Source organism: Vreelandella sp. L-15, from assembly GCF_056857635.1.
Map to the genome: position 1 here is coordinate 20,726 of NZ_JBSXNN010000096.1, position 23,268 is coordinate 43,993.

22 protein-coding genes are annotated in these 23,268 nt (G+C 56.0%); 16 read left to right on the plus strand and 6 right to left on the minus strand.

The features are described from left to right. The first annotated feature begins 255 nt into the window (after positions 1-255). Positions 256-768, plus strand: coding sequence for a hypothetical protein (locus tag AC13CY_RS15330; protein ID WP_063610118.1), 513 nt, complete (start codon positions 256-258; stop codon positions 766-768). Positions 769-787: 19 nt separating this feature from the next. On the opposite strand, the gene AC13CY_RS15335 is transcribed toward AC13CY_RS15330, so the two are convergent. Next, positions 788-1,177 carry a glutaredoxin family protein gene (locus AC13CY_RS15335; protein ID WP_054640994.1) on the minus strand — a complete coding sequence of 130 codons (390 nt, stop codon included), beginning with the start codon at positions 1,175-1,177 and terminating at the stop codon, positions 788-790. A 246-nt stretch (positions 1,178-1,423) separates the two neighbouring features. On the opposite strand from AC13CY_RS15335, the gene mpl reads away from it, so the two are divergent. Genes mpl through AC13CY_RS15350 form a run of 3 tightly spaced genes read left to right on the plus strand, consistent with a single transcriptional unit; the run spans position 1,424 to position 4,085 of the window. Further along, positions 1,424-2,809 (plus strand): UDP-N-acetylmuramate:L-alanyl-gamma-D-glutamyl-meso-diaminopimelate ligase, encoded by a 1,386-nt coding sequence (gene mpl, locus AC13CY_RS15340; protein WP_058577807.1) that lies wholly within the window; start codon positions 1,424-1,426, stop codon positions 2,807-2,809. Then, positions 2,806-3,465: a flavin prenyltransferase UbiX gene (locus tag AC13CY_RS15345; protein ID WP_483052766.1), complete on the plus strand. Its 660-nt coding sequence runs from the start codon at positions 2,806-2,808 to the stop codon at positions 3,463-3,465. Before mpl ends, AC13CY_RS15345 begins: the two co-directional genes overlap by 4 nt. Beyond that, positions 3,462-4,085 (plus strand): LysE family translocator, encoded by a 624-nt coding sequence (locus tag AC13CY_RS15350; protein WP_228219510.1) that lies wholly within the window; start codon positions 3,462-3,464, stop codon positions 4,083-4,085. The genes AC13CY_RS15345 and AC13CY_RS15350 overlap by 4 nt, the downstream gene beginning before the upstream one ends. A gap of 30 nt (positions 4,086-4,115) precedes the next feature. Here the strand turns inward: AC13CY_RS15350 and AC13CY_RS15355 are convergent, their stop codons facing one another. Genes AC13CY_RS15355 through AC13CY_RS15365 form a run of 3 tightly spaced genes read right to left on the minus strand, consistent with a single transcriptional unit; the run spans position 4,116 to position 7,314 of the window. Next, positions 4,116-5,513: a bifunctional DedA family/phosphatase PAP2 family protein gene (locus AC13CY_RS15355; RefSeq protein WP_230834242.1), complete on the minus strand. Its 1,398-nt coding sequence runs from the start codon at positions 5,511-5,513 to the stop codon at positions 4,116-4,118. A 23-nt stretch (positions 5,514-5,536) separates the two neighbouring features. Then, on the minus strand, positions 5,537-6,463 hold the full coding sequence (locus AC13CY_RS15360) for a diguanylate cyclase domain-containing protein (RefSeq protein ID WP_483052767.1): 927 nt from the start codon (positions 6,461-6,463) through the stop codon (positions 5,537-5,539). Next, positions 6,460-7,314, minus strand: a complete 855-nt coding sequence (locus AC13CY_RS15365) for a hypothetical protein (RefSeq protein ID WP_483052768.1) — start codon at positions 7,312-7,314, stop codon at positions 6,460-6,462. Before AC13CY_RS15365 ends, AC13CY_RS15360 begins: the two co-directional genes overlap by 4 nt. Positions 7,315-7,469: 155 nt before the next feature. Here AC13CY_RS15365 and AC13CY_RS15370 point away from each other — a divergent pair, with 155 nt between their 5' ends. From AC13CY_RS15370 to lipB, 11 genes are all read left to right on the plus strand, one after another. After that, positions 7,470-8,777: a glutamate-5-semialdehyde dehydrogenase gene (locus tag AC13CY_RS15370; protein WP_483052769.1), complete on the plus strand. Its 1,308-nt coding sequence runs from the start codon at positions 7,470-7,472 to the stop codon at positions 8,775-8,777. Further along, positions 8,774-9,448: a nicotinate-nucleotide adenylyltransferase gene (nadD, locus tag AC13CY_RS15375; protein WP_228168815.1), complete on the plus strand. Its 675-nt coding sequence runs from the start codon at positions 8,774-8,776 to the stop codon at positions 9,446-9,448. The genes AC13CY_RS15370 and nadD overlap by 4 nt, the downstream gene beginning before the upstream one ends. Before the next feature lie 132 nt (positions 9,449-9,580). Continuing rightward, positions 9,581-9,967, plus strand: a complete 387-nt coding sequence (gene rsfS, locus AC13CY_RS15380) for a ribosome silencing factor (protein ID WP_044628086.1) — start codon at positions 9,581-9,583, stop codon at positions 9,965-9,967. Beyond that, on the plus strand, positions 9,964-10,431 hold the full coding sequence (gene rlmH / locus AC13CY_RS15385) for a 23S rRNA (pseudouridine(1915)-N(3))-methyltransferase RlmH (RefSeq protein WP_044628085.1): 468 nt from the start codon (positions 9,964-9,966) through the stop codon (positions 10,429-10,431). Before rsfS ends, rlmH begins: the two co-directional genes overlap by 4 nt. Before the next feature lie 95 nt (positions 10,432-10,526). Continuing rightward, positions 10,527-12,434, plus strand: a complete 1,908-nt coding sequence (mrdA, locus tag AC13CY_RS15390; protein WP_483052770.1) for a penicillin-binding protein 2 — start codon at positions 10,527-10,529, stop codon at positions 12,432-12,434. A 2-nt stretch (positions 12,435-12,436) separates the two neighbouring features. Further along, positions 12,437-13,597, plus strand: coding sequence for a rod shape-determining protein RodA (rodA, locus tag AC13CY_RS15395; RefSeq protein WP_044628083.1), 1,161 nt, complete (start codon positions 12,437-12,439; stop codon positions 13,595-13,597). 44 nt (positions 13,598-13,641) lie between these two features. Continuing rightward, on the plus strand, positions 13,642-14,667 hold the full coding sequence (gene mltB / locus AC13CY_RS15400; RefSeq protein WP_062359393.1) for a lytic murein transglycosylase B: 1,026 nt from the start codon (positions 13,642-13,644) through the stop codon (positions 14,665-14,667). After that, complete coding sequence (locus AC13CY_RS15405; protein ID WP_058577797.1) at positions 14,660-15,622, plus strand: septal ring lytic transglycosylase RlpA family protein; 963 nt, start codon at positions 14,660-14,662, stop codon at positions 15,620-15,622. The genes mltB and AC13CY_RS15405 overlap by 8 nt, the downstream gene beginning before the upstream one ends. A gap of 69 nt (positions 15,623-15,691) precedes the next feature. Beyond that, a complete protein-coding gene (locus tag AC13CY_RS15410; protein ID WP_044628080.1) occupies positions 15,692-16,891 on the plus strand; it encodes a D-alanyl-D-alanine carboxypeptidase family protein in 1,200 nt (399 codons plus the stop codon). 105 nt (positions 16,892-16,996) lie between these two features. Next, positions 16,997-17,308: an HP0495 family protein gene (locus AC13CY_RS15415; RefSeq protein WP_044628079.1), complete on the plus strand. Its 312-nt coding sequence runs from the start codon at positions 16,997-16,999 to the stop codon at positions 17,306-17,308. A gap of 2 nt (positions 17,309-17,310) precedes the next feature. After that, complete coding sequence (gene lipB / locus AC13CY_RS15420) at positions 17,311-17,979, plus strand: lipoyl(octanoyl) transferase LipB (RefSeq protein WP_054645017.1); 669 nt, start codon at positions 17,311-17,313, stop codon at positions 17,977-17,979. A 45-nt stretch (positions 17,980-18,024) separates the two neighbouring features. On the opposite strand, the gene lipA is transcribed toward lipB, so the two are convergent. Beyond that, positions 18,025-19,077 carry a lipoyl synthase gene (lipA, locus tag AC13CY_RS15425; protein ID WP_044628077.1) on the minus strand — a complete coding sequence of 351 codons (1,053 nt, stop codon included), beginning with the start codon at positions 19,075-19,077 and terminating at the stop codon, positions 18,025-18,027. A 190-nt stretch (positions 19,078-19,267) separates the two neighbouring features. After that, positions 19,268-20,257: a LysR family transcriptional regulator gene (locus AC13CY_RS15430; protein WP_062359427.1), complete on the minus strand. Its 990-nt coding sequence runs from the start codon at positions 20,255-20,257 to the stop codon at positions 19,268-19,270. 274 nt (positions 20,258-20,531) lie between these two features. Between AC13CY_RS15430 and AC13CY_RS15435 the strand changes: the two genes are divergently transcribed. Then, the gene (locus AC13CY_RS15435; protein ID WP_137093770.1) at positions 20,532-22,973 is read left to right on the plus strand and encodes a DUF3141 domain-containing protein; all 2,442 of its coding nucleotides are present in this window, start codon (positions 20,532-20,534) and stop codon (positions 22,971-22,973) included. Positions 22,974-23,268: the final 295 nt, after the last annotated feature.

The following is a 23,268-nucleotide window of genomic DNA, read 5'->3' on the forward strand; positions in this document are numbered from 1 at the left end:
ATTGTTCGTCTTACTGAGTGAGTGTTCAGCGAGGTACTTGTCAGTAAAACAGACACGGTCAGCTCGTAAGCTATGCTGACAACATAGAGAGAGGTGGTGGCGTCATACAATCGAAATAATGACTGGCATCATTCATCTGCTGAATGATGGGGCTAACGGCGGACGTTGTAGCATAGGGTGCTAGACAAAAGTCGATAGTTAAGCGGTGTGAGAATACGATCAACACCTAACTCAATAGATAGGGCATAACAGACTATGTTGAAACAATGTGTTAGCTGGCTGGCTGTCAGTCTCATCGCTGGGTGTTCATTGTTGGTAAGCGCTGATGAAACGGCGGATATGGTGGGGATCTTGGGTGAAGATGAGTATGCCTGGTTCGTATTACACCAAGGTGACGATTCAAATGCGTCGTTTATGGAGGTAGGTGATCAACTGAAAATCGAGGTCACTGGGTTTATTGATCCAGTTGAGTGGGATGCTCAACAGGCATTGGCCATGAGTTTAACGTTAGAGAATGAGGAGCTCATGGAGGCAAGCGTGGTGCAGTTTATGGGCGAAACGGCGATGCCGCCTCTCTATACCTCTGAGGGTGGCGATATCACAGTAACGCTGAGCCACGTTGAGCAAACCGGGAGAGACCTCCATGTGGTGGGCCATATTGAAGGGCAGTTAGCGCTTCAGCACACGCTAGAGTCATCCCCCAGCGCTTCGGAGGGCGTGCCGCTCAGCGTGCACTTCGATATTACCGCGCAAAAGGTCGAGTTTTAGGCAGCGTATGTCGCCGTAATTACGCGCCAAAACGCTGGTGAAGCCAGCGGTTAATCTCATCCGATTCGTATAGCCAGGTGGCTTGACCTGCGTCATCGGTAATTTTTAGGCAGGGAACCTTTACTTTACCACCACCTTCCAGCAGGGCCTGCTTATGTGCAGGGTCTAGCTGTGCGTCGCGAAGCTCAATATTAAGCCCCAGCCGGGCAATCTCTTTACGCACTTTGATACAGAAGGGGCACGTTCTGAACTGGTAGAGCGCAAGCTGTTGGCAAGCGGCGTCTACCTGAGCCTGCTCTTCTGGGGTGCGCTCTACGGCTTTTGGCGTGGATAGCTTCTCGGAGATCAGCATGACGGGGGCTAGCAGGACGCGAACGCCCCGAAAGAAGTAACGAATTAAGATGCGCATGGTTGTCTCCTCTCACTGCACTGCTTTACAGCGTATGCAGTGGACGGGTTGTTGGATGTCGAATAAGAAAAGGTGCGCGCATCCTGCAATAAATCGTCAGAATTGTCACTTTCTGAGCCTGTAATGCCATGTCGCGCGGGGAACGAGATGAGCAACACCGCGTGGCGTGCTAATCTCAGCGCTCGTTGATTGATGTGTTTAGTAAGTTCAATCGTTTGAAATGGTTAGGAAGGGAGCGCTTGGCCCATGCGTCTGCATATTATTGGCATCTGTGGCACCTTTATGGGGAGCCTTGCACTACTTGCACGGGAGTTAGGCCATGAAGTAAGCGGCTCCGATGCCAACGTATATCCACCGATGAGTACGCAGCTAGCTGAGGCTGGGATCACCCTGATGGAAGGCTATCAAGCAGCCAATCTCTCAGGCTCAATCGACTTGGTGGTCGTGGGTAATGCGCTCTCACGGGGCAATCCGGAGGTGGAGGCACTGCTCAATAGTGGCATGCGCTATACCTCAGGGGCGCAGTGGCTTGCAGACTATGTGTTGCCTGGCCGCAAAGTGATTGCGGTGGCGGGCACTCATGGCAAAACCACCACTGCCAGCTTGTTAGCTTGGCTATTAGAAAGTGCTGGGCTAAAGCCTGGCTTTCTGATTGGTGGCGTACCGCGTAATTTTGGCGTTTCGGCGCGCTTAGGCGACGAAAACGCCCCCTTTGTAGTAGAGGCCGATGAGTATGACACGGCCTTTTTTGATAAGCGCTCCAAGTTTGTTCACTACCGCCCGACGATTGCCGTACTCAATAACCTTGAGTTTGATCATGCTGATATTTTTCCTGATCTCGCCGCTATCGAGCGCCAGTTCCACCATTTAGTGCGTATCGTTCCCAGCCAAGGGCATTTATTAGTAGCCGATCAGCAGCCCGCACTGGAACGAGTGTTGAAGATGGGGGCGTGGTCACCGGTGGCCTATTTTGGAGCTGATGCAAACAGCCAGTGGCAGCTGCGCTTAGAACGTGCCGACGCTAGCCGTTTTCAGGTCTTGTATTTAGGCGAGCAAGGTGAAGAGGATGGCGTGGTGGAGTGGGCGTTAACCGGCGAACACAACGCGCGCAATGCACTGGCAGCGCTCGCGGCAGCACGACTGTGTGGCGTGAATTTGGTGCGGGCGTGTGCCGCGCTGGCGCGATTTAAAACACCGCGCCGTCGGCAAGAGGTAAGGGGCGAGGTCAATGGCATTCAGGTGATCGATGATTTTGCCCACCATCCGACGGCCATTGCCGCCACGCTACAAGGTCTGCGCGCAGCCACGACCAAGGGGCGTTTGCTGGCAGTGATTGAACCACGCTCCAATACCATGCGTTTGGGTGCCCTGCGGGAGCGCTTAAATGACAGCGTGGCCGATGCGGATGCGGTGTTCTGGTTTCAGCCAGCGGGAGTGGCTTGGTCGATGGAATCGCTGGTAGAGACTCAAGGAGAGCGTGCCGCGCTGTTTAACGATATTGATGCGCTAGTAGAAGCAGTGGTCACTCAAGCGTCACCTCTAGATCGTATTGTGGTGATGTCTAATGGTGGTTTTGAGGGAGTGCACGAGCGGTTGTTAGATGCATTAACAGCGCGGGAGCAGTCGAAGTGACAAAGTTTAAACCTCCGGTAACAGTAGCGCTAACAGGTGCTTCAGGCGCTCAGTATGGCCTTCGCTTGATCGATGTGCTGGTCGAGGCGGGGCATGAAGTGTGGGTAATGATTTCCAAAGCGGCTCACATGGTGATTGCCACGGAAACGGATGTGTCACTCCCTGCCCAGCCGCAGCGATTGGTAGAGACGCTCACAGAAAAAAGCGGTGCCCAGCCAGGGCAAATTCGCTGTTTTGGTCGAGAAGACTGGATGGCGCCCGTGGCATCTGGGTCTGGTGCACCTTCGGCCATGGTAATTTGCCCCTGTTCAACGGGCACGCTCTCGGCAGTCGCTACCGGCGCCAGTAATAACTTGATTGAGCGCGCCGCTGATGTGGCCATTAAAGAGCGCCGTACGTTGGTGATGGTGCCACGCGAAAGCCCGTTTTCTCCCATTCATTTAGAGCACATGCTGGCGCTTAGCCGCCTGGGTGTGGTGATTTTGCCCGCCGCTCCAGGGTTTTATCACCGCCCTCAAAGCATGGAAGATCTGATCGACTTTATTGTTGCGCGCATACTCAATCAGTTGGGTATTGCCCACCGCCTGATGCCCCGCTGGGGCGAAGACGCCGTGGCCACCTCTCGCGATGCGCAAAACAAGGACGGTTCGCCATGATGTCATGGGCGACGCTCTCGGTCTTCATACCGACGTTTCTCTTCGTCTCGTTAACACCAGGCATGTGCATGACGCTGGCCATGGTGTTGGGCATGACGCAAGGCGTCAAACGCACGCTGTGGATGATGATCGGGGAGCTGATCGGCGTCGGTTTCGTGGCGGCGGCGGCGGGGGCGGGCGTCGCTGCGTTGATGCTGCGCCAGCCCGAACTATTCATCGCCTTCAAGTGGGTGGGCGGTGCCTATTTGGCCTATTTGGGCATCATGATGTGGCGCTCACGGGGCCGTATGGCTATTCCTAGTGAGCTGGATACTGGCCCTGCCGCTGGGCGTCTTCAGCTTGCCACCCAAGGTTTGGTAACGGCCGTTGCCAACCCAAAGGGGTGGGCGTTTTTTATGGTGCTACTGCCGCCGTTTTTAGATGGCAGTCGGCCGCTTGCGCCGCAGCTCAGTATGCTAATTGCTGTCATTCTCACCATTGAGTTTGCCAGTATGTTGGTATACGCCACCGGCGGTAAAACGTTGCGTAAGCTGCTAGGTAAAAGCGGCAATGTGAGGCTGCTTAACCGCATCGCGGGCACATTGATGATTGGCGTAGGCATGTGGCTGGCATTGGGTTGAACGAGTCATTCCCTGCATGAATCCCCATGTTTAAACGGGCGGGAAAAAAGTAACACGTAGAATGATGAGTAGCAGTGACCCAAGCAGCAGCCCAAGCCAGGGAAAAGTCGGCAAAGGAGGACGATAACGCCGTTGCCAATTAAGCTGAACAAGCGCACAGACGACCAGACCAAGCAGCACACCGCCCATTAAGTCGCTGAGCCAGTGGACACCAATGATCAGACGCGAAAGTGCCATTGGGATCGTGATGGCAATGGCAAGCCAATATACCCACATCCGCCTTTGTCTCGGCATCTGTGACGCGACAAAGGCTGCTGTGATACCCACCACTACCACCCATGTGGAGGTATGTGCACTTGGGTAGGAAAACGACCCGACTAAATAGTCCGGTGTGTCAGGCCTAGCCCGCGCAAATACGGCTTTACCTAATGTGTTGAGTGCGCCAATACCTCCCAGCGCTAGCGCCCCATGGGCAAGTAGGTCAATACGTTTGACCAACAGCAACCAGAGTGCCCAAGGGGCGACGAGTGTAATAATCCCCGCTTTATCGCCCACCTCGGCAAGTAGCAGGCTGGCGTCTGTTAGCCAGGGAGTTGCCAGCCAGGAGAAGAGTCGCTGCGCCTGCAAGTCAATCAGCAAAGGGCCTGGATGCTGCATGACCATCAGTGTCCAGGCGGATGCTGCGGTAAGCGCTATGATGCATAAAAAGAGTGAGGCTAAAGGCACCTCGCCACTGCGACTCATAGCGAGCCACGGGCGGCGCATGGCGGGTATTCGGCGAGCAATACGTGCAATTGCAAAGTACACCCGCCCCTTGTGACCTACTTGCGCGCGGCCCCAGGAGAACATTACGGCCAGTGCCACGACGCTAACGGCCATCATCACCACGGCCATTTCAACATTGGCGGGCAGGTTGAGCTGCTGTTGCCAAGTGTGGCCCAGCAGGTAGCCGGGTAAAACGTATGCCGGTGCCCAAAGAGCAGCAGAAATTACGTTGGCTAAGAGAAAGGTGCGCGCTGGCATATGCATCATGCCCGCGATGAGCGGAATAATAGGGCGCACGGGTCCGACAAAGCGCCCAATAAACACCGAGTAGATACCATAACGCTCAAAAAAACGGGCGCCTCGGCCTAGCCATTCGGGATGAAGCGAAAGCGGCCAACGGGTCACCACGGTATCGCGGTGGCGATAGCCTAAAAAGTAGCTAAGCCCATCGCCTAACACAGCCCCTGCGAAGGCTGCGCCAATTAGCCACGGTAGCGCGACCATTTGATGCCCTGCCATAGAGGCAGCGGCAGTGATAAGCACAACGCCGGGCACCAGTAAGCCTACCAGCGCTAGAGATTCCACCATGGCAATCCCCAGCACCAGTAGGAGCAGCAGCGTAGGTGAAAGCGACAGAGATAACAGTGTGTCGGCGATAGACAAGGGCGATTCCGTCCGCAGATGGGTTACACGTTGGCAATAGCTTCGGCACGCGCTTCCAGGCGCTGTACATATCGCTCGAAGCTCTCTTTGCGAAGAGGCAGGCAGGTGGTAATGCGCGCTTCTAGTTGCCCAGTTTCCACTAGCACACGACGGGAAAGCGCTCTCTGTAAGCGCTCCCTAACAAGCAAGGCGCCACTTTCACTGGTATCGGGTAGGACCAGCCAGAATGTCGCATTGCCAGCGCGACCCAGTATATCGTGATCACGGCAACGGCTATTGACCTCGCTGCACAGGGCACCCAATAAGGCGGTTTGCGCACGGTGACCAAACTGCTCTTCTGCCATATCCAACTGTGGTAAGTGAAGCACTAGGACTGCCAAGCGCTTATTGAGCATTGCTGCCCGTTGAAATTCATTATTGAGCCGCTCTTTCAGCGTATCAATATGGTAAGCATCACAGTCGCTATCGTTTGGGTCTGTGGCCCGCAGTAGCGCCCGACGGCGTGCATGTTCCCATGGGGGAAGGGCGAGCAGTAGCGTTAACGCCACATGACTAAGTGAAAAAGCAGTCGTCTCAAAAGGTGCTAGCCACCACCAGGCGGAAAGGCAAACCATATTCAGACTAAGCGCGCTCCAAAGCGGCAACAGTAAAAATGTGGCTGCAATGGGTAAGCCGAGCCATAGGGGCGCTGGGCTTGGCTGTGTATAGGTGGCGGTTAGCACAGCAATATAGATGCTCGCCAATAACAGTATGCGCGGTATGCAGGGGCGAAACCCTTGGCCTAAATGCATCAGCAAACTGACCAATAACAGCATTGCCAAAAATAGCGGTATTAGCAGTTCGCGGTAGCTGCCCATCGCGTACAGCCACATCATGTAGCCCACCATGATGAACATACTGGCGCTATAGGCCGCAGTCATTAGTCGCTTGGGCAGTGGCTGCACTCTCATGCGGCCTCACTTAGCTGACGTTTCGGGTAGCGGCTTAGGGCTTCGATTGAGAGTGACGCCAGCTCGATCTCCATTAGGGGCTGGTGATAAATGGCGGCGCTGTCGGGTAGAACAGCACATAGGAGCTCGCGCCGTTTAGCGGCCTCTTTGGGCGTTCTCGATAATATGAGGGTGGCGAGTGTCGTGCCATTCAGTCGATAGACGTTTTCAAACTTATAAGTCAACTCGCAGAGTTTTTGGGCGACTGGCCAAAGTTGGTGACGCTTTACTTGAATGACTAACACTTCGGCATGGATAGCTTCCCGCTCTGAGCGGGTTTGTTCTCGCAGTAAATCGCGTAAGAGCTGCTCGCCTGCCCATAGGTTTGCTCCTGGTACTAGCCTTAGGCGTTGGCGTATATCGCCATTCATATTAATTAACTGGTGAGTGCGTGAAAGGGCCAGTACGCTGAGTGTTGCCAGCGATAAAACCATTAGGAGCCACTCCGGTAGGCTCACCACGGGAGCGAGTAGTAAGCAGCTAAGCATGGCCGCGCATGCATTAAAAATGGCGGCCCAGCGATGTTGAGGCAGCATAAACACTGCTCCCCATGCCCAAATAAGCAGCGCATGCCGCTCAGGTGCGGCGGCAATTAACCCTAGTAGTAGCGTTCCAGCGAGCATCTGCCAGGGCAGCCCAGGAGAGCGGCGATGGCTAAAATCCAGTACCAGCGCCGTAATAAAGAGCCAACCAACCGACAGCCAGAGCAACAGGGCAGCTGCTGGCGGTGCCATGGGCGTCCATAAAGCCAGCGCCACGGCAGCGGCGAGTAGACTGGCTCTTAGCAGGCTGATTTTGTATTTGCTTTGCATGGTGGCTTACTATTTACCTGATGGCGGTTGGCCTATTTAGCAGTCGCATAATGCATTGCTTGGCCTAGTCCTTTGAATCACTCAGTATAATGCCCAAATGGCGTAATATAAGCCCACTTCACTTAGCAACGCTGACCACAACACAGGGAGATAGTATGCGCGGTTCTGATGCATTCCAAGAAGACGCCCAACACCATTTGGCTGCCGGGGATGTGCCCGCGTATATGCAGGCCCTGGGGCAGGGCGCTCGGGCAGCGGCAAGCGCATTGCGACGTGCCAATACCCACATTAAGAATCAAGCGCTTGGGGCAATGGCGCAGCGTGTGGCGGCGGCACGCAGTGATATTCTACAGGCCAATGCCGAGGACATGCAGCGTGGGCGTGACAATGGGCTAGACAATGCACTGCTAGACCGGCTGGCCCTGAATGACCAGCGCATTGACGCGATGATTGAAGGTCTTCGCCAAGTGGCAGCGCTACCCGATCCGGTGGGTGAGATTGACGGCATGAGCTACCGCCCCAGCGGCATTCAGGTTGGCAAAATGCGCGTTCCGTTGGGAGTTATCGGCATTATTTATGAGTCACGCCCCAATGTAACGATCGAAGCGGCCAGCCTGTGTCTTAAATCGGGAAACGCTTGCGTGCTACGCGGTGGCTCCGAAGCCAGCGCCTCTAATGCAGCGCTTAGCCGCTGCCTTCAGGCAGGGCTAGCCGATGCGGGCCTGCCAGCGGGCAGTGTGCAGGTAGTGGCCACTACCGACCGTGCGGCCGTAGGTGAAATGATCAGTATGCCTGCCTATATTGATGTGATTATTCCTCGCGGCGGTAAGTCACTGATTGAGCGTATTTCCCGCGAAGCTAAAGTACCGGTTATCAAACATTTGGACGGCGTATGCCACGTCTATATTGATACCACCGCCGACCCCGCTAAAGCGCTGGTGATTGCCGTTAATGCCAAAACGCACCGCTATGGCACCTGCAACACCATGGAGACGCTGCTGGTGGATGCGCCCGTTGCCGATATTTTGCTGCCGGAGCTGGCCCGGGCCTATGCAGAACATCAGGTAGAGCTGCGTGGCTGTGAGCGCACGCGCGCGTTACTTCCCCAAGCCACTTTGGCTACAGAGGACGATTGGCATGCGGAGTATTTGGCGCCGATCCTCGCCATTAAAGTGGTCGATGGAATGGAAGAGGCGATTGAGCATATTGAGCGCTACGGCTCGCACCATACCGACGCGATTGTGACTCAAGACTACTCGCTGGCGCGGCGTTTTATGGCCGAAGTGGACTCAAGCTCAGTGATAGTGAATGCCTCTACCCGTTTTGCGGATGGCTTTGAGTATGGGTTAGGGGCAGAAATCGGTATCTCCACTGATAAGCTTCACGCCCGTGGTCCGGTGGGGCTTGAAGGCTTAACGACTCAAAAATATATCGTATTGGGTGACGGCCAGGTTAGACAATGAGTGACACGCCCAGCATCGCCGGGCCAATGCGGGTAGGTATGCTCGGGGGGACATTTGACCCCATTCACAACGGCCATCTGCGCAGCGCTGTAGAAGTGCGCGAGGTGTTAGGCCTCAATACGCTGCATATGGTGCCCGCGCCGCAGCCGCCCCTGCGAGATACACCGCAGGTGTCGGCTGCCCAGCGCTTAGCCCTCTTAAAAGCGGGCATTGGCGATACGCCAGGGCTGTTAGCGGATGATCGAGAGCTTCAGCGCGACGGCCCCTCATACAGCGTGGATACGCTGGCGGAACTCCGCCAGCAGTATGGCGACGATGTACCGTTAGTCATGGTGATCGGCTTCGATGCCTTTTTACGTTTGGCGAAGTGGGACCGTGCAGAGCAGCTTTTCGAGTTGGCCCACCTAGTGGTCATTGCTCGCCCAGGTTATCAATCTTCTTGGCCGTCAGCATTGAAGGAACTGGTCGGCAATCGAGAAGTCGATAGTGTCGATGTATTAATGCAGCGCACGAGAGGCGGAATGTTGATGCTTGAGCTGCCGTCTTTAATGGCGATATCTGCCACTTATATTCGGGAGCGGCTGCAGGCGGGTAAAAGCGTGCGCTACTTACTACCAGAAGCGGTAGAACAGGCTATTTTTTATCAAGGGCTTTATCAGTCCGATAAATAGCACTGGCAGTCGTGAAAGAAGCCGTTACAATGGCCCGCTTACAGGCTGATGCCACTCGAAATACCGACGTTAGTAACGACACTCGATACCACCACTCGATACCACCACAACAAGGGGTTGCCTTCAGGAGTCATGCACATCGATACACTGAAAAACCTAGCGATTGACTCGCTAGAAGAGCTTAAAGCACGCGATATTACTCAACTCGACGTTGCGAAATTAACCGAAGTTACCGATCTGATGCTGATTGCCAGTGGTACTTCTACCCGCCACGTGGCCGCACTGGCCCAGAACGTTGTCGAAAAAGCCAAGGCATCCGGCCTTCACCCTCGCGGTGTTGAAGGTGGCGATAATGCCGACTGGGTGCTGGTCGACCTGGGCGATGTGGTGGTTCACATTATGCTTCCAGAAGCCCGTGCGCTGTATGACCTGGAGCGCCTTTGGGCAGATCTGCCTAGCGACGCTGGCGCGATTAGTGAATCGCTGAAGCAGTTTGAAGAGCGAGCCACGATGTCATGAGGATTCGGCTGTTAGCGGTGGGTACAAAAATGCCTGCATGGGTGGAACAAGGCGTTGAGACCTACCGCAAGCGGCTCCCTCGGGATTTCACGCTGGAAATTGAAGAAATACCGCTCGGCCAGCGTGGCAAAAATGCCGATATCGCTAAAGCCCGCGCGCAAGAGGCGCAGCGAATTCGTGAAAAGCTGCGTGGCGATGAAATCGTGGTGGCGCTGGAGGTAAAGGGCAAACCCTGGACCACCGAACAGTTGGCGCAGGAAGCGGATGGCTGGCGCATGGAAGGGCGTGATGTGGTGCTGTTGGTGGGTGGCCCGGACGGCTTAGAGCCTGCGCTTTCCGCTATGGCTGATAAAGCTTGGTCACTTTCGCCGCTAACGCTACCTCACCCACTCGTGCGAATTATGTTGGCAGAGCAGCTTTATCGCGCCTGGACACTGCTAGTGGGCCACCCCTATCACCGCTAGTGAGCAACACAGAGTTAATCACTAGCCGTTATGTTGCATTTATTCCCCACTGGGGCCGCCGCTTTTATTGTTTGATTTGAGAGTCATCTGTTGCCATGCCCCAGCGCCGTGACACGCTAAAAAATCCTGAGCAAGAGCTGCGTATTTTCCGTGTCAGGGCGCTGCTTGCTGTCTTGGTAGTGATTGTGTTGACGAGCTTGCTGGTAAGCCGCCTTGGCTATTTGCAAATCGTTCAACACGATTTATACAGCACGCGCTCCGAGAAGAACCGGGTACGCGTCGAGCCTCTGCCGCCTAACCGCGGGCTTATCTACGATCGTAACGGTACGCTGCTGGCGGAAAACCGTCCTACCTACAACCTGACCCTGGTGCGTGAGCGTGTCGATGATCTAGACGACACTCTGGCCCTGATCGTCGATTTATTAGAGCTGCCTGAGGAAGAGATAGAGGCATTTCAGGTGCGCTCGCGGCAGCGTCAGCGTCCTTTTCAACCTGCGCTGCTGATGAGTGACTTAAGCGAAGAGCAGATTGCGCGACTGGCCGTTAACCGCCACCGGCTGCCTGGTGTTGAAGTGGAAGCCCAGCTGTTGCGCTACTATCCCGATGCTGAAGTCATGGCTCATGCTCTGGGGTATGTGGGACGTATTAACGCCGAAGAGCTACAGGACTTAGACCCAGGCCGCTACGCGGGCACGCACTTTATTGGCAAGACCGGTGTCGAGCGTTTTTACGAAACCGAGCTACATGGAGAGGCGGGCCTACGCAAGGTAGAGACCAACGCCCGTGGTCGCGTGCTTCGCGAGCTTGGCCGTACTGACCCGGTGCCCGGCGCTAACTTAACGCTTACTCTCGACCGTTCCCTGCAGATGCTGGCTTACGAGCTTTTGGATGGTCGGCGTGGCTCTATTGTGGCTATTGTGCCAAATACTGGTGAGATTCTGGCGATGGTGTCGACCCCGGGGTTTGATAGCAACCAGTTTGTGACCGGGATCGACGTAGCCTCTTATCGAGCACTGCAGGAAGATATCGACCTCCCACTGTTTAACCGTGCCATTCGAGGACACTACCCGCCAGGCTCCACCATCAAGCCGTTTCTGGCCCTGGCAGGTTTGGTGGAAGGGGTCATTACCCCCGACAGCACCATTAATGACCCCGGCTTTTATCAGCTACCAAACGACTCCCGACGCTACCGTAACTGGCTGCGCTGGGGGCATGGCCGTGTCGATATGGAGCGCTCGATAGCGGTCTCCAACAACACCTACTACTACACGCTGGCTCATGACCTCGGCATTGATAAGCTCCATGAGCGTATGAGCAACTTTGGTTTTGGCCAGCGTGTTGCCCACGATGTGCAGGGGGAAAGCACTGGACTCATGCCCTCCCGAGACTGGAAGCGAGCACGTTTCAACCAGCCCTGGTACCCCGGTGAAACGCTATCGGTGGGGATTGGCCAAGGCTACTGGCAGGTCACACCTCTGCAATTGGCCAGCGCCACTGCCGCGTTGGCAAACCGTGGGCACTGGGTGAAGCCTCGCCTTGCCCTGCGTATTGGTGAAGAGCCAGTGCCCGCAGAACTACCCGATACGCTCCCCGATATTCAGCTGGCCAACGATAACTGGTGGGATCGGGTATATAGCGGTATGGAAAAAGTGCTCAGTGGCAGCGAGGGTACGGCGCGTCGAACTGGGGTAGGGCTCGAGTATCGCATGGGGGGCAAGTCAGGCACGGCCCAGGTGTTCTCGCTCGGCCAGGATCAGCGTTACAACGCGGAGGAGTTAGAGGAGCGGCTACGAGACCACGCGCTCTTTATGGCTTTTGCGCCCATTGAAGAACCGAAAATTGCGGTATCGGTCATCGTTGAAAACGCGGGGGGTGGCAGCACTCATGCCGCGCATTTGGCGCGGGCGATGACGGATGCTTGGCTGCTCGAAGATGAGGCCCCCGAGGCCGAGGAAGTCAAAGAGGTGTTAGAGGAAGATACCGCCAACGTGGAGGGTAACTAGCGATGCCTTGGCAACTGATTACCCGCTCGCTGCGCCGTTATCCGGTACGCCCGCCTGATAGCGGTATTGCCCGTCGCAAAAGTATTTGGGAGCGTATCCACCTCGACCCTTGGCTGCTAGGGATGCTGTTGGTGTTGATGGGTGGCGGTTTGGTGGTGCTTTACAGCGCTTCCGGGCAGCGTATCGACACCGTGATTGCCCAAGCCATGCGCTTTGGTATTGCGCTTTCTGGCATGGTGATTATTGCACAATTTTCCCCTTCAACTTTTTTACGCTGGGCCCCGCTGGCTTACGGTGCTGGGCTAGCGATGCTGTTGGCGGTTGAAGTTGTCGGCGATGTAGGTATGGGCGCCAAGCGTTGGCTGGAAATTCCGGGGGTCATCCGTTTTCAGCCCTCTGAGATGATGAAGTTGGCCGTACCGCTCATGGTGGCCGCTTACTTAAATCGCTGCCAGTTGCCGCCTAGGCTGCGTGATATTGTGGTGTGTGCGGTGATTATCGGCGTGCCCGTGGTGCTCACGGCTATCCAGCCTGACCTTGGGACATCGCTGCTGGTGGCTAGTGCTGCGGTGATTGTGGTGCTTCTGGCTGGGCTCTCTTGGAAGCTCATTGGCTTGGTCGCGGCCCTGGGCGCGGCGGGCCTGCCGGTACTATGGATGAACATGCACAACTACCAGCGCCAGCGGGTACTGACATTTTTAGACCCTGATAGCGACCCGTTGGGCTCAGGGTGGAACATTATTCAATCCACCACGGCTATTGGCAGCGGCGGGCTGTGGGGAAAGGGGTGGTTGGAAGGAACGCAGTCTCAGCTTGAGTTCCTGCCAGAGCGACATACCGACTTTATTATTGCTGTACTTGGTGAGGAGTTCGGCCTGGTGGGTATGCTCTTGCTGCTAACACTATATATCATGATTGTAGGCCGCGGCTTATGGCTGGCATCGTCATCCCAGGATACCTTTGGGCGGCTGTTTGCGGGCAGTATTATCCTGACGTTTTTTATCTATGTATTTGTCAATGTGGGTATGGTGAGCGGCATTTTGCCGGTGGTGGGCGTGCCGCTGCCACTGGTCAGTTATGGCGGCACCTCTAGCGTGACCTTGTTAGCGGGGTTCGGTATTCTCATGTCCATACACGCCCATCGGCGGTTGCTGCCACGCTGACGGTCAAGGTCGTGGCAGTATGAATTCACAGGAGTGGTGAGCAAATGAACAGGGCGCGAAGTCAAGTGGGTGGCTATGTCATTGCCATGCTAGTAGCGTGTTCGGCCCCAGCGGTCGTCGCTGAGGAAACGGTCAGTTTCGATCCGCAGCATAATCCGCAAACCCAGCAACTGGCTGACGAGCTGGCCGAGCAGGGCGTGCCAAATGCGTGGCTGGAGCAAGCGCTGGCTCAGGCAAGCTATCGACAGGAAGTGTTGGATGCCATGGCAGGCGCGGCCGAGCGTCGGCTGCGCTGGTTCGAGTATCGCGATATTTTTCTAACCGAGCAGCGTATCGACGAAGGGGTTGCGTTCATGAAGGCCCATGCCGATGCGCTGGCGCGTGCCGAGTCGGAATACGGTGTGCCGCCGGAAGTGATTACCGCCATCATGGGTGTAGAGACCTACTACGGTCGCCACAAAGGGCGTCATAAAGTGTTGGACTCTCTCGCCACGCTGGCATTCCACCACCCGGTACGCGGCGATTTCTTTCGCGGCGAGCTAGCGGCCTTTTTGACCATCGCCTATCAGCAAGAGGTGGCACCCGAGTCGCTCTACGGCTCCTATGCAGGGGCCATGGGCTACCCTCAATTCATACCTACCAGCTATCAAGCGTACGCCGTCGATTTTGACGGTGACGCGAAGCGCGATTTGTGGAATAACCCAGTCGATGCGATTGGTAGCGTTGCCAATTACTTCGCCGAGCATGGTTGGCAACGAGGCGGCGCGATTTACCATGAAGCCGAAGGCCCTGAAGAGCTCCCTGAAGCGCTGAGCTTCAATCAGACGGTGCGCCCAAGCACGACGGCTGCCGAAGCCGCTGAGCAGGGTGTGGTGACGGAAACTTCCTTAACGCCCGATACGCCAGTGGTGCCACTGGTGCTGGAGTATGCCGATGGCCAGGAAAGCTACCGGCTGGGTGAGTACAATTTCTATGTGATTACCCGCTATAACCATAGCCACCTCTACGCCATGGCAGTCGCCGAACTGGCAGAGGCTATCAAGCAGCAAGCTGAGGCTGAGCATGACTAAACTGCGAATCAATATGCGCTACCTAAGCGGCTCGCTGCTGTTAGCTGCCTTGGTGAGCGGGTGTGCCAGCCAAGCGCCGCAGCGTACAGGCGGAGAGGTAGGTGCTTCAAGCTCCGCGCCTGCTGCTCCGGCGGCTGCCAGTGGCGAGCGCTATGCGATGACTGGCGATGCCTACCCGGTGGCGCCGCCGGATGTCAGCACCGTACCCGATGCCGAGCCGCGAATCGAAGCGCCTTCCCGGGCGGGCAACCGTTCCACCTATGAAGTGTGGGGCGAAACCTATCACGTGCTGCCCGACTCACGCGGCTATGCGCGCCAGGGTACGGCGTCTTGGTATGGTGAAAAATTCCACGGCTACGCCACGTCCAACGGTGAGATTTACGACATGTACAAAATGTCGGCAGCTCACCGCTCGCTCCCGCTGCCCACCTTTGCCAGGGTCACCAGTTTGAACAACGGACGCTCGGTGATCGTTCGCGTCAATGACCGCGGCCCGTTCCATAGCGATCGTGAAATCGACCTCTCTTATGCGGCGGCAGCACGCTTGGGGATTCTCGAAAACGGAACCGGGCCCGTGCGCGTCGAGGCGATCGACCCTGCTCAGTGGTTAGCCGAGCGTGGTCGAGGGGGCAGCGTTTCGTCCCCCCAAGCCACATCGGCGGCCCCCGCCGCTGCGGCTTCCACACCTGTTTCTGAGACTCGGCCTGTTAGGGCAGCGTCAGCCGAGCCGAGCAGTGGTCATGCCGTCTATTTGCAGGTGGCTGCGCTGGGGAGTGCCGAAGGAGCGCAGCAGCTACAGCAGCGGCTGTCGGATGAGTTACCCCGCGGCGTTCGAGTGCAAAGTGAGACCGACGTTCACCGCGTTCAGGTCGGCCCCGTCAGTCCCAGTCAAGAGACACAGGCTCGTGAAGAACTTCGTCGCGCAGGCTTTCCTCAAGTATTTGTCGTGAGATAATCGCTCTCTACATGTGCCCAAGTGGCGTATCATGCGCCGCCATTTTTCTTTGTCAGTGAGAAGTATGTGATGAATGTAATGATGTCAATCCGCCGTACCGCCAAGCTCTGCCTCTTCGCAGCGATGACGGCCGTCGTCGCCCCGGCGATGGCTCAGGTGATCCCTCAACCCCAAACGATCATCCCTGCACCACCGCAGCTTGCCGCGAGTTCGTGGATTTTGATGGACGCCAACAGTGGTCGCATTCTTGCAGAGCACAACGCCGATGAGCGTTTGCCGCCTGCAAGTTTGACCAAGCTGATGACCGCTTATTTGGTGGAGCGCGAGCTGGATCGTGGCACCATCAACCTGACCGATATGGTCAATATCAGCGAAAACGCTTGGCGTACCGGCGGCTCGAAGATGTTCATCGAAGTGGGCGATCGTGTTTCGGTGGATAATCTGCTTCATGGCATCATCATCGTCTCGGGTAACGATGCCAGCGTGGCCATGGCAGAACATCTGGCGGGCGGTGAAGCGCCGTTTGCCGACCTAATGAATCAGCACGCCACGCGTTTGGGCATGAACGATACCCACTTCATGAATGCCACTGGCTTGCCCCATGAGAATCACTACTCGACCGCCCATGATATGGCGCGTTTGTCTCGTTACATTATCAACGACTATCCCGAGCACTACGCCATCTATTCACAGCGTAACTTCTCGTTTGCGGGCATCGATCAGCCGAACCGTAACCGCCTGTTGTGGCGCGACCCGACCGTAGACGGCCTGAAAACCGGCTGGACCACCGAAGCAGGTTACTGCCTGGTCTCTTCGGCGCAGCGTGATGGCATGCGTCTGATCTCCGTGGTGATGGGCACCAGTTCCGAAGAGGCGCGTGCCCAGGAATCGCAAAAGCTTCTGAGCTATGGCTTCCGTTTCTATGAAACCATGAAGCTCTATGAGCGCGGCGCCGTGCTGGCAACGCCGCGCGTGTGGGGCGGGGACATCAACGAGCTACGTGTGGGGGTGGATGAAGAAGTTTTCATGACGCTGCCCCGCAATCGCAATGAAGAGCTCCGCGCCCGTCTAAATTTGGATGCTGACATTCAAGCACCTGTGGCAGTAGGTGATGACGTTGGTACGCTGGAAGTCTATCTAGGCGAAGAGATGGTGGGGGAGCGCCAGCTCGTCGCGCTGGAAAACATCGAAGAGGGTGGGCTGTTCAAGCGCCTGTTCGATCAAGTGCAGCGTTTCTTCAGCAACTTGATTAGTAATTTCACCAGCTAAACGGCCAGTGTTGGGCCCAGCTTCTCACATACGCCTTGTATTGTGAGAGGTTGGGCCTTATTTATTGGGATTAGCCCAACGATTCACTTAATGTAAAGGCGAGTTATGAAAAAAGGTGCCAAGCAAGGGCTGCGTGATTTACGCCAGCCCGTGGCGAAAGAGCCACCCAAAATTACCTTCCCGTGCGATTACCCGTTAAAGGTCGTGGGCGATGCGGCTGACGATTTTCCAGCCACCGTGTGTCAAGTCATCGTGCGTCACGCGCCTGACTTCGATGAGACCACGTTGGAAGTCGTGGATAGTCGCAATGGTCGTTTCCAGTCCGTTCGAGTCACCATCGTGGCCACAGGGGAGCAGCAGTTGAGCCAACTGTTCAACGAGCTGAAGGCCACTGGCCGCGTGCACATGGTGGTATGACCATGAGCGACGACGCCCCGATTGCTCTGCACCGCCTCGGCTATCGCCCCTATCTACCAGTATGGGAAGCCATGCGTGAGCTTACCGACACGCGCGATGAAAACACGGCGGATCAATTTTGGCTGGTCGAGCATGAGCCTGTATTTACCCAAGGGCAGGCGGGCAAGCCAGAACACCTGTTGATGCCGGGCGATATTCCTGTGGTCAATACCGACCGGGGCGGACAGGTTACCTATCACGGGCCGGGGCAGGTGGTCCTCTATCCGCTGCTGGACGTGCGTCGGGGCAAGATCGGCGTGCGCGACTTGGTCACGGCGCTCGAAAATGCCGTGATCGACGTGCTAGACGCGTATGGAGTGCGCGGCTGGGCCAAGCCCGATGCGCCGGGGGTTTACGTAGAAACGGCCATGGGGGAGGCCAAAATCGCCTCGCTCGGCCTGCGTATTCGTCGTGGGGCCAGCTACCATGGCGTCGCGCTGAACGTCGACGGCGACCTGTCGCCGTTTGCGCGTATCAATCCTTGTGGCTACGCGGGTATGCAGGTCACTTGTCTTGCCGACTTGGTCGATCTCTCTCATGGACAAGACGGGACTAATGGTAAAGACGTTGGCGAACGGCTTGCGCAGGCGTTGGCCGCGCGACTGAAGCGTACCTTGGTGGTGCCTGAGTAACGAAGACTGCCTGCAGAGCGCTGTATGCAGGCAGTCCGCGGCGAGTTAGCCGACGTTGAAGGCGGGGATGCGGTTGCTGTCCGGCTCTTGACCTGGAATGGCCGCAGGAGCGGCAAGACCCAAGTTGTTCTTTTCGAACACGCGGTCTGCCCGGTAGCTAGAGCGTACCAGCGGGCCGGATGGCACTTCCATAAAGCCTTTCTCAAGGCCTAGTACGCGATAGCGCTCGAACTCTTCTGGGCTTACCCAGCGCTCCACGGCCAAGTGGTTTTTGGTTGGGCGCAGGTATTGGCCTAACGTCACGATATCGACACCAATCTCACGCAAATCGTCGAAGGTTTGCAGGATCTCTTCGTCCGTTTCTCCCAGCCCCAGCATCAAGCTGGTTTTGGTGATGATGTCGGGGCGATACTGCTTGGCGTGGGCCAATACGTCGAGCGTTTTGCGGTAGCCAGCGCGAGGGTCGCGCACTTTGCTGGTCAGCCGCTCAACGGTCTCAACGTTTTGCGCAAACACCTCAAGCCCTGAATCGACCACGCGCTCAATAGCGGCTTTATCGCCATCAAAATCAGGCGTTAACGCCTCAACAACCACCTCCGGCGTGCGCGCTTTAATGGCGCGAATACAGTTGGCGTAGTGGGTGGCGCCACCATCGTCTAGATCGTCACGGTCTACTGAGGTCAGCACGATATAGCGAAGACCCATTAGCTCGACGGATTTGGCGGTATTTTCCGGCTCTTCGTGATCCAGCCAACCTTTAGGGTTGCCAGTATCAACCGCACAGAAGCGGCAAGCGCGGGTACATACTGAGCCCATCAACATAATGGTGGCGGTACCATTGCTCCAGCATTCACCCATGTTAGGACAATGGGATTCAGCGCAAACGGTGCTGAGCCGGTGCGTCGCCACGTTTTTCTTAACGGCCTCAAAACGCTCGCCGCCGGGAATTTGCGCGCGCAGCCACTTTGGCTTGCGCTCAAGTGAAGGGGCATCTGCCTGCGCTTTGCGCTGCTTCATGCCATCTTTAATCACCGTCATGCCATGTTCGTTACGGAATTTTTCGCCGCTGGGCACGCGCTGGGAAGGGGTGTTGCTCATAGGAGAGAGCCTCTCTACTGTGCGGCTGGTAAGCAGAAAATCCGAGCGACGCATCACGAAAAATATACGTGCAAAATGTGGCCGCGATGCAACTGTTTACCATGCCCTGAGTAACGCTAACTGATACGTAGGTTGTAAATAATGTAACATATTTGGCAATCAACAAGACACCGTAGAACCGCTAGTGATCCTATTCCAGTGACAGGGCGGGTAAGCAGGAAACTCCATGGCTAGGAAGCGGGCTGCCAGTCGCTTGGAAGTGGCGCTGGAACTCGCTCAGATGCTCACGCACAAAACGCAGGAAGAGCTCTGCTACCGGAGTGGGAAAGTGGTCTCGGCGATACACCGTGCACCAAGCGCGGCGAATGGGGAAGTTGGGCAGTTCCAGGGTAGCTAGCAACCCCTGTTCAAGCTCGCGCTGTACGGCTAAGCGGGGCAACACGGCGACGCCCAGGTGAGCCATGACTCCTTGTTTGATAGCTTCGTTGGTGCCCAGCTCGATACGGTGGGCCAGCCCCACTTCCTGATCCACGGCGAGCTGCTCGAAGGCACTGCGCACCCCTGATCCTGGTTCGCGCATTAGTACGAAATGGCGTGCGAAATCCGTCAGCGTTGGATTGGGCATACTTAGCAGAGGATGTTCTGGCCACACTACCGCCACAAGCTCGTTTTCAAGAATTGGCATAACCACCAAGCCGTCGTCTTCTGGCACCATGGCCATGATCACCACGTCGTCTTGTTGTTCGGCCAGCCGCTCAAGTGCTTGGCTGCGGTTACACACCTTTAAACGCAACTGAACATCCGGGTATCGTGCGCGAAATTTAGCCAGCACATAGGGCACGACATACTGCGCGGAGGAGACGGCAGCGACGTTCAACTTGCCGCTGATCTTGCCGTTAATGTCTGAAAGGCTCATTTGCAGCCGCGACAGCTGACCAAAGATTTCCCGCGTAGAGAGGGCCAGTGTATCGGCCGTTGGCAGCACGTGGAGAGTTTTCCCCGCATACTTAAAGAGAGGCTGCCCCAACGCTTGCTCAAGCTGTCGAATCTGCGCGCTCACGGCTGGTTGTGTCAGGCCGAGCTGCTCGGCGGCCCGTGAATAGGAGCGTTGTTGATGCACTGCCTGAAACACTTGTAGCTGTCGAAACGTTAAGCGGTTGAGCAGCGTGGGGGATGACATAACCACCTCAGGGTAAACTTCCTCGGTAAAAAAGCGCACTGTATAAGGCCTGTTATATAGGGCTTGGCCTCAGCGTCGAAATGCTATCACTGATTTAGGGCTACCGCCTTGAAAGCTTGGCGGTATATAAACGGTGTACGTTTCGATCAATAAGGCAGTTGTTGGAAAATGGGGGGTAATCATCGACGTTAGGCAAGGAGTGGCCTAAACTATATTGCATTGCAGCATCATTGCTTCGGGATTGGTGCCATGCATCAACCCAATGGGAGAATATATGAACTTTCTCGCTAATCCTTTGCTTACCGCCAATGCGCTTGCTGCTCCTTGGTTTGGCTCATCGAATGATTCCGCGGCGTTACCGGGCGGTGAAGCTCTCGCTAGCATGATGGACCCTTTTGGGTTTGGTCGTGCCGCGGTTAGCTACTGGCGTGACAGTGTAGAGCGCAACATCCTTTATTGGGATGTCATGCGCGAGCGCGGCAACCAGTATCTCGAACACATGGAGCAAACGAAGCCCAATGTGCTCGGCTTTGAAACCGAGGTGTTAGTGGATGGCCGTACGCTGCCTAATCCGACTAACTATGAGTTACTGCGGGTATTGCCGCCTAAGAATATCCAGATTGACCCACAAAAACGCCCCTTTGTTGTTATTGACCCGCGTGCAGGCCATGGCCCTGGTATCGGCGGTTTTAAGCCTGATAGCGAACTCGGTGTCGCGCTAAAAGCGGGCCATCCCTGCTACTTTATCGGCTTTTTACCTTTCCCTGAGCCAGGCCAAACGGTGGAAGATGTGGTGGAGTCGGAAGTGGCCTTTTTGCGCCACGTGATTGCGCTACACCCGGAAACCACTGAAAAACCGATGGTGGTTGGTAACTGCCAAGCGGGCTGGCAAATCATGATGGCCGCCGCCCTTGAGCCTGAAGTATTTGGGCCAATCTTAATCGCTGGTGCACCGCTCTCTTATTGGGCTGGCGAGCATGGCAAGGCGCCCATGCGTTATACCGGCGGTATGACAGGGGGAAGTTGGATTACTGCATTGACCAGTGATATCGGCAACGGCCTATTTGATGGGGCGTGGCTGGTTCAGAACTTTGAGCGCCTCAACCCGGCTAATACCTACTGGAAAAAGCAGTACCACCTGTATGCCAATATTGATACCGAGTCCAAACGCTATTTAGAGTTTGAACGCTGGTGGGGTGGTCATGTGGTGCTGGGCGGTAATGAGATCCAGTACATTGTCGATAACTTATTTGTCGGCAATCGCCTTTCTACGGCGCAACTGGTTACCCGCGATGGACGGCGTATTGATCTGCGTAATGTACGCTCGCCTGTGGTGGTGTTTTGCTCACGGGGGGACGATATTACGCCACCGCCTCAGGCCCTGGGGTGGATTCGTGATCTGTACGCGGGCGAAGAGGATATCATTGCGAATGAGCAGACGATTATTTACTGCTTGCATGATACCACTGGGCACCTGGGAATCTTCGTATCTGGCAGTGTTTCCCGCAAAGAGCACTCCGAATTTACGGCCAACATGGACTACATCGATGTGATGCCGCCAGGGCTGTACGAAACGACGATTTCTCATGCCGACGAACACACAGACGCCGAGCTGATTGAGCGTGACTATCTGCTGGAATTTGCGCCGCGCAACTTCGAGGAGCTTGATCGTGACGTGATGCATCAGCCGGAGGATGATCGTCGCTTCGCCACCGTTGCCCGCATCTCTGAAATTAACCTGGGGTTTTATCGTCTCTACGTGCAGCCGTGGATACAGTCCATCATGACACCCGAGGCGGCGCGCTGGATACGGCGTATGCACCCCATTCGCCTGGGCTACAAGCTCATGTCAGACCGTAACCCGCTGACGGTGCCGCTACCGGTTATGGCCGACTACGTGCGCCGCTATCGTCAGCCGGTGGAGCAGGACAACATATTTAAAGCGCTAGAGCTCATGGCATCTGATCAAATTGTAGTGAGCCTGAATGCATGGCGTGACCTGCGCGATAGCTCAACCGAGCGCCTGTTTATGGATATTTATGGTCAACCGCTGCTCCAGGCCGCTGTTGGCTTGTACGGGGATGCCCATGTACATCGCCGCCGTCCTGGCGCAGAGCCTGAGCACCGCCGCTTTATTGAAAACCGCCAAAATGAGCTGCGTCATAAAATTGCTCAGGGTGGCCCTCATGAAGCCGTGATGCGTTCAGTGATCTATGTGCTAGGTGGCGCACCGGCCACCGATGAGCGTAACTTTAAGCGCCTACGCGCCTCTCGGGCGGAGCTTGAACCCAGCACCTCCTTGAGCGAATTTAAGCGCCTAGTGCGTGAGCAGTTCTTTATTTTGAAGCTTGATCGTGAGCAGGCGCTTAATACGTTGCCGGAGCTATTAAAAGGGCAGACCGGTGAGGAGATAGATAACTATATTAGCCACTTAGAGCATGTCTTTGCCGCTAGCGGTGAGTTAACTGAACATGCCGCTAACCGGTTTGACCAAGTAAAAGCGTTGTTTGATAAAGCGCGTCCGGGTGCCTTGGCGGCGCCAGCCCCTGAAACAGCGCCCACATCTGACCCCACTGCGGCTACAGCGGAAATAGCAGCCGAAGCGAGTAACACGGTAACGGCTGAAAAGGCCCAAGAATCATCGGTAGAGGCGCCAAAGAAAAAGCCAGCCACCCGGCCGGCTGGGCAGCGCAGAAGCTCGCCCCGTAAGCGTTAGATAAAGTTGCTAAGACGCCTTCGCCCCCGCTTTTTAGCGGGGGCTTTTGCATTGATAGGCGGCGATTTGGGTTGCCGAGTGCCGAGCGGCAGTCTAGTGTCTAGCTACCCTGATGCAAAAAAGCATCGTAAAACGCACCGCGCCGCTAATGCGTTGTTGTTAGTGTTCGCTTAGCTCCCTAAGAGGCGGTTGCTACTAGCGCTTAATCAAGGGCTGGGGTAGGGTAGGCGCATTTTTCTCATGGTCGCCAAGCACACATTGAGGCGGCAACGTATTCAAAGCATGGGCGATAGCG

Excerpts from the sequence above, each read along its gene's own strand:
- AC13CY_RS15330 (WP_063610118.1), top strand. The coding sequence starts at position 256 with ATGTTGAAACAATGTGTTAGCTGGCTGGCTGTCAGTCTCATCGCTGGG.
- AC13CY_RS15335 (WP_054640994.1), bottom strand. The coding sequence starts at position 1,177 with ATGCGCATCTTAATTCGTTACTTCTTTCGGGGCGTTCGCGTCCTGCTA.
- mpl (WP_058577807.1), top strand. The coding sequence starts at position 1,424 with ATGCGTCTGCATATTATTGGCATCTGTGGCACCTTTATGGGGAGCCTT.
- AC13CY_RS15350 (WP_228219510.1), top strand. The coding sequence starts at position 3,462 with ATGATGTCATGGGCGACGCTCTCGGTCTTCATACCGACGTTTCTCTTC.
- AC13CY_RS15360 (WP_483052767.1), bottom strand. The coding sequence starts at position 6,463 with ATGAGAGTGCAGCCACTGCCCAAGCGACTAATGACTGCGGCCTATAGC.
- AC13CY_RS15365 (WP_483052768.1), bottom strand. The coding sequence starts at position 7,314 with ATGCAAAGCAAATACAAAATCAGCCTGCTAAGAGCCAGTCTACTCGCC.
- AC13CY_RS15370 (WP_483052769.1), top strand. The coding sequence starts at position 7,470 with ATGCGCGGTTCTGATGCATTCCAAGAAGACGCCCAACACCATTTGGCT.
- nadD (WP_228168815.1), top strand. The coding sequence starts at position 8,774 with ATGAGTGACACGCCCAGCATCGCCGGGCCAATGCGGGTAGGTATGCTC.
- rsfS (WP_044628086.1), top strand. The coding sequence starts at position 9,581 with ATGCACATCGATACACTGAAAAACCTAGCGATTGACTCGCTAGAAGAG.
- rlmH (WP_044628085.1), top strand. The coding sequence starts at position 9,964 with ATGAGGATTCGGCTGTTAGCGGTGGGTACAAAAATGCCTGCATGGGTG.
- mrdA (WP_483052770.1), top strand. The coding sequence starts at position 10,527 with ATGCCCCAGCGCCGTGACACGCTAAAAAATCCTGAGCAAGAGCTGCGT.
- rodA (WP_044628083.1), top strand. The coding sequence starts at position 12,437 with ATGCCTTGGCAACTGATTACCCGCTCGCTGCGCCGTTATCCGGTACGC.
- mltB (WP_062359393.1), top strand. The coding sequence starts at position 13,642 with ATGAACAGGGCGCGAAGTCAAGTGGGTGGCTATGTCATTGCCATGCTA.
- AC13CY_RS15405 (WP_058577797.1), top strand. The coding sequence starts at position 14,660 with ATGACTAAACTGCGAATCAATATGCGCTACCTAAGCGGCTCGCTGCTG.
- AC13CY_RS15410 (WP_044628080.1), top strand. The coding sequence starts at position 15,692 with ATGAATGTAATGATGTCAATCCGCCGTACCGCCAAGCTCTGCCTCTTC.
- AC13CY_RS15415 (WP_044628079.1), top strand. The coding sequence starts at position 16,997 with ATGAAAAAAGGTGCCAAGCAAGGGCTGCGTGATTTACGCCAGCCCGTG.
- lipB (WP_054645017.1), top strand. The coding sequence starts at position 17,311 with ATGAGCGACGACGCCCCGATTGCTCTGCACCGCCTCGGCTATCGCCCC.
- lipA (WP_044628077.1), bottom strand. The coding sequence starts at position 19,077 with ATGAGCAACACCCCTTCCCAGCGCGTGCCCAGCGGCGAAAAATTCCGT.
- AC13CY_RS15430 (WP_062359427.1), bottom strand. The coding sequence starts at position 20,257 with ATGTCATCCCCCACGCTGCTCAACCGCTTAACGTTTCGACAGCTACAA.
- AC13CY_RS15435 (WP_137093770.1), top strand. The coding sequence starts at position 20,532 with ATGAACTTTCTCGCTAATCCTTTGCTTACCGCCAATGCGCTTGCTGCT.